The organism is Parolsenella sp. (assembly GCF_982402205.1).
Window position 1 is genome coordinate 1 of record NZ_CEVYAT010000085.1, and the last position, 6,893, is coordinate 6,893.

8 protein-coding genes are annotated in these 6,893 nt (G+C 66.5%); all 8 read left to right on the forward strand.

All coding sequences use genetic code 11. The features are described 5' to 3' along the window. The first annotated feature begins 16 nt into the window (after positions 1 to 16). Entirely contained in the window at positions 17 to 154 is a 138-nt protein-coding gene (locus tag AC1VTH_RS05555; protein ID WP_481335159.1) for a magnesium chelatase subunit ChlI family protein, read from the forward strand. After that, positions 141 to 1,112 (forward strand): DNA-processing protein DprA, encoded by a 972-nt coding sequence (locus tag AC1VTH_RS05560; protein ID WP_481335154.1) that lies wholly within the window; start codon positions 141 to 143, stop codon positions 1,110 to 1,112. The genes AC1VTH_RS05555 and AC1VTH_RS05560 overlap by 14 nt, the downstream gene beginning before the upstream one ends. Before the next feature lie 22 nt (positions 1,113 to 1,134). Next, a complete protein-coding gene (gene trmFO / locus AC1VTH_RS05565) occupies positions 1,135 to 2,460 on the forward strand; it encodes a methylenetetrahydrofolate--tRNA-(uracil(54)-C(5))-methyltransferase (FADH(2)-oxidizing) TrmFO (protein ID WP_481335156.1) in 1,326 nt (441 codons plus the stop codon). After that, positions 2,444 to 3,382 (forward strand): tyrosine recombinase XerC, encoded by a 939-nt coding sequence (locus AC1VTH_RS05570; protein ID WP_481335157.1) that lies wholly within the window; start codon positions 2,444 to 2,446, stop codon positions 3,380 to 3,382. Before trmFO ends, AC1VTH_RS05570 begins: the two co-directional genes overlap by 17 nt. Positions 3,383 to 3,611: 229 nt before the next feature. Then, entirely contained in the window at positions 3,612 to 4,367 is a 756-nt protein-coding gene (rpsB, locus tag AC1VTH_RS05575; RefSeq protein ID WP_293672956.1) for a 30S ribosomal protein S2, read from the forward strand. Positions 4,368 to 4,483: 116 nt separating this feature from the next. Beyond that, the gene (gene tsf, locus AC1VTH_RS05580) at positions 4,484 to 5,356 is read left to right on the forward strand and encodes a translation elongation factor Ts (protein ID WP_293826045.1); all 873 of its coding nucleotides are present in this window, start codon (positions 4,484 to 4,486) and stop codon (positions 5,354 to 5,356) included. Positions 5,357 to 5,504: 148 nt separating this feature from the next. Beyond that, on the forward strand, positions 5,505 to 6,233 hold the full coding sequence (gene pyrH, locus AC1VTH_RS05585; RefSeq protein WP_293672954.1) for a UMP kinase: 729 nt from the start codon (positions 5,505 to 5,507) through the stop codon (positions 6,231 to 6,233). Beyond that, entirely contained in the window at positions 6,233 to 6,778 is a 546-nt protein-coding gene (gene frr, locus AC1VTH_RS05590; protein ID WP_293672953.1) for a ribosome recycling factor, read from the forward strand. Before pyrH ends, frr begins: the two co-directional genes overlap by 1 nt. The last annotated feature ends 115 nt before the right edge of the window (positions 6,779 to 6,893 follow it).

Consider the following 6,893-nt stretch of genomic DNA (forward strand, 5'->3'; position numbering starts at 1 on the left):
CCTGGGTGGCAGGGCCATCGCACGCACAGCCCGCGTCGCGCGCACCATCGCGGACCTCGCCGAGCGAGAGCGCGTCGATACGGACGACGTCGCCGAGGCGTGTGCATTCAGAAGCCGCTATGCGTTGGGAGATGAGAGCAGTGGGGGAGCATGAGAGGGCTGGCGTCGCGCACGGTGCCGGAAGCTATGCATGCACGGTGGCCGGGCTCGAGCGGTGGGAGCTTTGCCGAGGCGACCCCGGCTACCCGCCAGCCCTTCTCGACCTCGAAGGGGAGACGCCGGTGCTGCGCGGCTACGGGGACCCTACGGTGCTGCTCGAGGACTGCGTCTCCGTCATTGGCGCGCGCAGGGCAAACCCCTATGGGATCACCTGCGCGCGCATGGCGGGCAGGGTGGCCGCCGAGTGCGGGGTGGTCGTCGTGTCGGGCGGCGCCGTTGGCTGCGACCAAACCGCCGGCACCGCCGCGCTCGATGCGGGCGGAAAGACGGTCGTCATACCGGGTTGCGGAGCAGACGTCGTGTCCCCCGCCTCGAGCGAGGAGCTCTACTGTCGCGCCGTGCGCGAGGGAGGGTGCGTCCTGTCGATAGAGCGCTGGGGCACGCGCCCCGCCCGCTACACCTTCGTGCGGAGAAACCGCGTCATCGCCGCCCTTTCGGCCTCACTCATCGTATGCGAGGCGGGGCGCCCCTCGGGCACCTTCAGCACGGCCACGACGGCGGCGGAGCTGGGGCGGCGCGTGTATGCGGTGCCGGGCTCGATCTTCTCGGCAAACTCGCAGGGCACCAACTGGCTCATAGAGAACGGCGCCTCCATCGTCACCGACGAGGCGGCGCTCGAGAGCCTCATCGCGCTCGACTACGGGAGGCTCCGCCTCTCGAGCGACGTTCGCAGCGAGTCGCGCGGCGAACTGCTCGACGCGCTCGTCGCGAGCCCCATGACGGTCGACGAGATAGCGCGCTTCCTTGGGGTTGAGTTGCCTCAGGCGCTGGTGCTGCTTGCCGAGCAGGAGGCGCTGGGACTTGTGTGCCGTCTGCCAGATGCGCGATTCGCACCCACCCAGCAGGCCCTGCTGGGGCAAAATGAAACGCTAGGAAAACAGGCGCGAAGATAACAGACATGCAGATAGGGGAGACATGGCACAGCTCGATACGGTTACGGTCGTTGGCGCGGGACTCGCGGGAAGCGAGTGCGCGCTTCAGCTCGCGAGGCGCGGCGTTCCCGTGAGGCTCGTCGAACAGCGCCCCACCAAGAGCTCGCCTGCCCACCACACCGACTGCTTCGCCGAGCTCGTCTGCTCCAACTCCCTCAAGTCGATGCGTCCCGACTCCGCGGCCGGCCTGCTCAAGGCCGAGCTCGAGCGCATGGGAAGCGAGCTCCTCGCCTGCGCGAGGCAGGCCGCGGTGCCCGCCGGCGGCGCCCTCGCGGTGGACCGAACGAGGTTCTCGCAGCTGGTGGGGGAGCGCATCGAGGCCAGCCCGCTCATTGAGGTCGTGAGGCGCGAGGCTACGCAGGTCCCCGAAGGCCGCTGCGTCATCGCCGCGGGGCCCCTGTGCTCGGACGCCCTCGCAAAGAGCGTGGGCGACCTTGTGGGCGCCGAGTCGCTGTCGTTCTTCGACGCGGCGGCCCCCATCGTTGACGCCGAGACCATCGACCGTAGCATCGTCTTCTCGCAGTCGCGCTATGAGGAGAACGGCGTGGGCGACTACCTCAACTGCCCCATGGACAAGCAGGAGTACGAGGTTTTCATGGAGGCCCTGCTCGGGGCCGAGAGGGTGGTTGCCAAGGACTTTGAGCAAAGCGACCTGTTCTGCGCCTGCCAGCCGGTCGAGGAGGTAGCGCGCACGGGCATCGACTCCGCCCGCTACGGCGCCATGAAGCCCGTGGGCCTCACCGACCCCCGCACGGGCAGGCGCCCCTGGGCGGTCGTGCAGCTGCGTCCCGAGAACGCCGAGCTCACGTCCTATAACCTTGTGGGCTTCCAGACGAACCTCACCTGGCCAGAGCAGCGCCGCGTCTTCCGCATGATCCCCGGCCTCGAAAACGCCGAGTTCTTCCGCTATGGCGTCATGCACCGCAACTCGTTCGTTGACGCCCCGCGCGTGCTCGACCACACCTTCGCCGTTCCGGGCACAACAGTTCGCCTCGCGGGCCAGATCTGTGGCACCGAGGGGTACACCGAGGCCATCGCCTCGGGCCTGCTTGCCGCGCTCAACAGCTACGCCGACCTGCGCGGCCTGCCCCAGGTCGAGCTTCCGCGAACGGGCGCCCTGGGATCGCTCGTGGCCTACGCGACCAATCCCGCCACGAGCCCCTACCAGCCCATGCACGTGAACTTTGGCATTGTGCCTCCGCTTGAGGGGCCGCGTCTCAAGAAGCGCGACCGCTACGCGCGCTACTCCCAGCGCGCCCTCGCTGACCTCGACGCCTACCTCGCGACGCGCCATGACCTGTTCGCCTAGCGAGCTCGTCGAGCGCGCCCAGGACGAGTTCGAGGTGCAGATGGCCGCCTTCTGCACCTATCTCAGGGACGTGCGCAACCTCTCACCCAACACGACCCGCGCTTACGAGACGGACCTGCAGGCCTACGTCGACTGGTGCCGCCGCGAGGGCATCGACCCCCTGCGCATCACCCACCCCGAGGTTCGCTCCTGGCTCGCCGAGCTGCAGGACGCAGGCTACGCGACCACCACGCAGAACCGCCACCTTTCCGCCGTGCGCTCGCTCTACAAGTGGCTCGTGAGCCGCGGCGTCACCACGCAGGACAACGTCGAGGCGGTGGCGAGCCCCAAGTTGTCGCGCCGCCTGCCCAAGACGCTCTTGCCCGACGAGGTCGCTCGGCTCCTCGATGCCTGCGAGGAAGACACCTGCGGCATCCGCGACAGGGCCATGGTCGAGCTGCTCTACGCCTCGGGCGCGCGCATATCCGAGGTCTCGGGTCTCAACGTGGCTGACGTCGACCTGCGCGGGCGGCAGGTGCGCCTCTTCGGCAAGGGCAGCAAGGAGCGGCTCGTACCGCTCTACCCCAAGGCCTGCGAGGCATGTGGGCGCTACATCCGCGAGGCACGTCCCGAACTGGCGGCCGCGTCCCGCGCGGCCCAGAACGCCCTCTTCCTCTCGGTGCGGGGGCGACGAATGAGCGCGGCGTCGCTTCGCCTCGCGTTCGAGGCGCTCGTCGGCAAGGCGGGGCTCGACCCCTCGATTACGCCTCACGCCATGCGCCACACCTTCGCCACCCAGCTGCTCAACGGCGGGGCAGACCTGCGCAGCGTCCAGGAGCTTCTGGGCCACGAGAGCCTCTCGACCACGCAGATCTACACGCACGTCTCCATCGAGCGACTCAAGGCTGCCGCGCTCCAGGCACACCCCCGGTCGGGGGAGTAGCGTGGTCGCATGGGGCTCATATCCCCGCTTATGTGCGGGTCGTGGATGCCTCTGTCGCCCGTGAGGGTAACCACTTGCGCGGGCGAGAGGCCGCTGTTAGACTATCAATTCGCTGTGCATACGCCAGCACCACATCACACGCGTCGCGACCCTGCGGCCACGGTGCCCGCTAATCGGGTGGCCAAGGGGGATGACCGGCGCGGAGGGCCAACCAAAGAAAGGTAGCACCATGGCAGTGAAGATTAACCTCAACACCCTGCTCGAGGCCGGTTGCCACTACGGCCACCAGACCCGTCGCTGGAACCCCAAGATGAAGCCGTACATCTTCGGCGAGCGCAACGGCATCTACATCCTCGACCTCAAGCAGACGATCCTCGACGCCGACCGCGCCTACACCTTCCTCAAGGAGACCGCGGCCAAGGGCGGCCAGATTCTGTTCGTCGGAACCAAGAAGCAGGCCCAGGAGCCCGTCGCCACGCAGGCTGCCCGCTGCGGCATGCCCTTCATCAACCAGCGTTGGCTCGGCGGCGTGCTCACCAACTTCGTGACCATGCGCTCCCGCATCAACCGCATGGAGGAGCTCGAGACCATGGTCGAGGACGGCTCCATGGCCGCTCGCGGCAAGAAGGAGCAGTCCGTGCTCACCAAGGAGCTCGAGAAGCTCCAGCGCAACCTCGGTGGCGTCCGCGACATGCGCCAGCTCCCGGCTGCCCTGTTTGTCATCGACTCCAAGCGTGAGGAGCTCGCCATCCGCGAGGCCAACCGCCTGCACATCCCGGTCGTCGCCCTGCTCGACACCAACTCCGATCCCGACGTCGTCGACTACGGCATCCCCGCGAACGACGATGCCATCCGCTCCGTCGCCCTCATGACCGAGCTCGTCGCCGACGCCGTCCTGGCTGGCACCGGCAAGGAGCAGATCACCGCTGAGGAGATGGCCGCCGGCGAGACCACCCCGGCCGTCGAGGCTCCCGCTGCCGAGTAGACCCACGGGCCCTCGCAGCAAATTCATGACTGAGGGGCGCCGTCCAAACATGGGCGGCGCCCGCATGTAAAGGTATTGCGTGCGCACGCGCGCACAGACACGAGAGAGAGGCACTCATGGCTCAGATCACCGCCGCGCTCGTCAAGCAGCTCCGCGAGATGACCGACTCCCCGATGATGGAGTGCAAGAAGGCGCTCGTCGAGGCCGATGGCGACATCGAGAAGGCCGTCGACGTCCTTCGTAAGATGGGCATGGCCAAGGCCGTCAAGAAGGCCGGCCGCGAGACCAACGAGGGCACCGTCGCCGCCTACGTCTGCGACTGCGGTAAGGCTGCCGCCCTCGTCGAGGTCACCTGCGAGACCGACTTCGTCGGTGGCAACCCCAAGTTCACCGGCTTTGCCAAGAACGTCGCCGCCGTCGTCGCCAAGGCCAATCCGGCCGACGTCGACGCCCTCAAGGCCGCCGAGTTCTCCGAGAACGAGACGGTTGACGCTGCCCTCACCGAGATGATTCACACCATGGGCGAGAACATGAAGATCGCCCGTTTCGCCCGTCGCGAGGTCGAGAACGGCGCCTTCGGCTCCTACGTCCACGCCAACGGCAAGCTCGGCACCATCGTCGAGTTCTCCTTCGCCAAGCCCGAGACCGCTGAGGCCGAGTCCTTCAAGACCTTCGCCCACGACGTCGCCATGCAGGCTGCCGCCGCCGGCGCCATCTCCGCTCGTCGCGAGGACGTTCCCGCCGAGATCGTCGAGCACGAGATGAGCATCTACAAGGCTCAGGCTGCCGAGTCCGGCAAGCCCGAGGCCATTCAGACCAAGATCGCCGAGGGTCGCCTCAACAAGTTCTTCGGCGAGTCCGTCCTCTCCGAGCAGGCCTTCATCAAGGATGGCAACATCACCATCCGCCAGTACGCCGAGAAGGTCGGCAAGGAGCTCGGCGACAACATCGAGATCGTCGCCTTCGACCGCTTCACCTTCGGCGAGTAGCCCAAGGCATCGGCGCAAACTGGTCGCATGAGGCCCGGCACCCTATGGTGTCGGGCCTTTTCTTATGCGCATCCAGTCCAATTCGCGAGCCCTGCCATGCCTTTTGCTAGAATTCTTCTGATACGGCAACGAGTGAAGGGAAGTCCCCTTGTCGGACTACAAGTACAAGCGCGTCCTGCTCAAGCTCTCCGGTGAGGCCCTCATGGGTGAGGGCGGCTATGGCATCGATCCCAAGGTCGTCGACCACCTGGCCAAGGAGATTAAGGTCATCCACGACGACGGCATCGAGGTTGGCGTGGTCGTCGGTGGCGGCAACATCTTCCGTGGCGTCGCCGGTGCCGCAGGTGGCATGGACCGTGCCCAGGCAGACTACATGGGCATGCTCGCCACGGTCATGAACGCCCTGGCCCTCCAGGACGGCTTCGAGCGCAACGGCATGACCGCCCGCGTCATGAGCGCCATCAAGATGGACGAGGTCTGCGAGCCCTACATCCGTCGTCGAGCCATCAAGCACCTTGAGAAGGGCTATGTCGCGATCTTCGCCGCCGGCTCGGGCAATCCCTACTTCACGACCGACACCGCCGCGGCCCTGCGCGCCTGCGAGATCGACGCCGACTGCCTCATGAAGGCCACCAAGGTCGACGGCATCTACGACGCAGACCCCATGAAGAACCCGGACGCCAAGCGCTTCGACACCATCACCTACCGCGAGGTCCTCACGCGCGACCTCAAGGTCATGGATGCCACGGCCACCGCGCTGTGCTCCGACAACAACATGTCCATGATCGTGTTCAACATCGACCAGCCGCACGTCTTCGCAGACGCGCTCAAGGGAATGCCGGTTGGCACCACCGTCGTTGGGGAGGAGACCCACTAATGAGTGAGATTACTGATACCGCCCGTTCGCGCATGGACAAGTGCCTCGAGGCGCTCAAGACCAACTTCGGCAAGGTCCGCACCGGCCGCGCCAACCCGCACGTGCTCGACTCGATTATGGTCGACTACTATGGCCAGTCCACGCCCATCACGCAGCTCGCCGGTGTCAAGGTTCCCGAGGCCAGCATGCTCGTCGTCGAGCCGTGGGACAAGACGAGCCTGAACGCCATCGAGAAGGCCATCTCTCAGTCCGACCTTGGCATCACGCCCTCCAACGACGGTCAGGTCATTCGCCTGCCGTTCCCCAAGCCCACCGGCGAGCGCCGCAAGGAGCTCGCGAAGGAGTGCCGCACGCTCGCCGAGGAGGCCCGCGTGGCCATCCGCAACGTCCGCCGCGAGGCCAACGCTAAGCTCGAGCGCGACGAGGAGCTCTCCGAGGACGACGTCCGTCGCGAGCAGGCCAAGGTCCAGAAGCTCACCGACGAGTTCGTGAAGAAGATTGACGAGGCAACCAAGGCCAAAGAGGCCGAGGTCATGGAGATCTAGAAAGGTCGTGTGCCCGTGCAGCGTGACGAGCAGGAGCTGACAACCTACTTTGCTGACGCCCCCGAGGACGTGTCGCTTGCCGACGTAGACCTCGAGCGCCTGCCGTCTCACATCT

Bases quoted from the DNA above. Each gene is read 5' to 3' on its own strand.
- tsf (WP_293826045.1), top strand. From the start codon at position 4,484: ATGGCTCAGATCACCGCCGCGCTCGTCAAGCAGCTCCGCGAGATGACC.
- trmFO (WP_481335156.1), top strand. From the start codon at position 1,135: ATGGCACAGCTCGATACGGTTACGGTCGTTGGCGCGGGACTCGCGGGA.
- AC1VTH_RS05570 (WP_481335157.1), top strand. From the start codon at position 2,444: ATGACCTGTTCGCCTAGCGAGCTCGTCGAGCGCGCCCAGGACGAGTTC.
- frr (WP_293672953.1), top strand. From the start codon at position 6,233: ATGAGTGAGATTACTGATACCGCCCGTTCGCGCATGGACAAGTGCCTC.
- rpsB (WP_293672956.1), top strand. From the start codon at position 3,612: ATGGCAGTGAAGATTAACCTCAACACCCTGCTCGAGGCCGGTTGCCAC.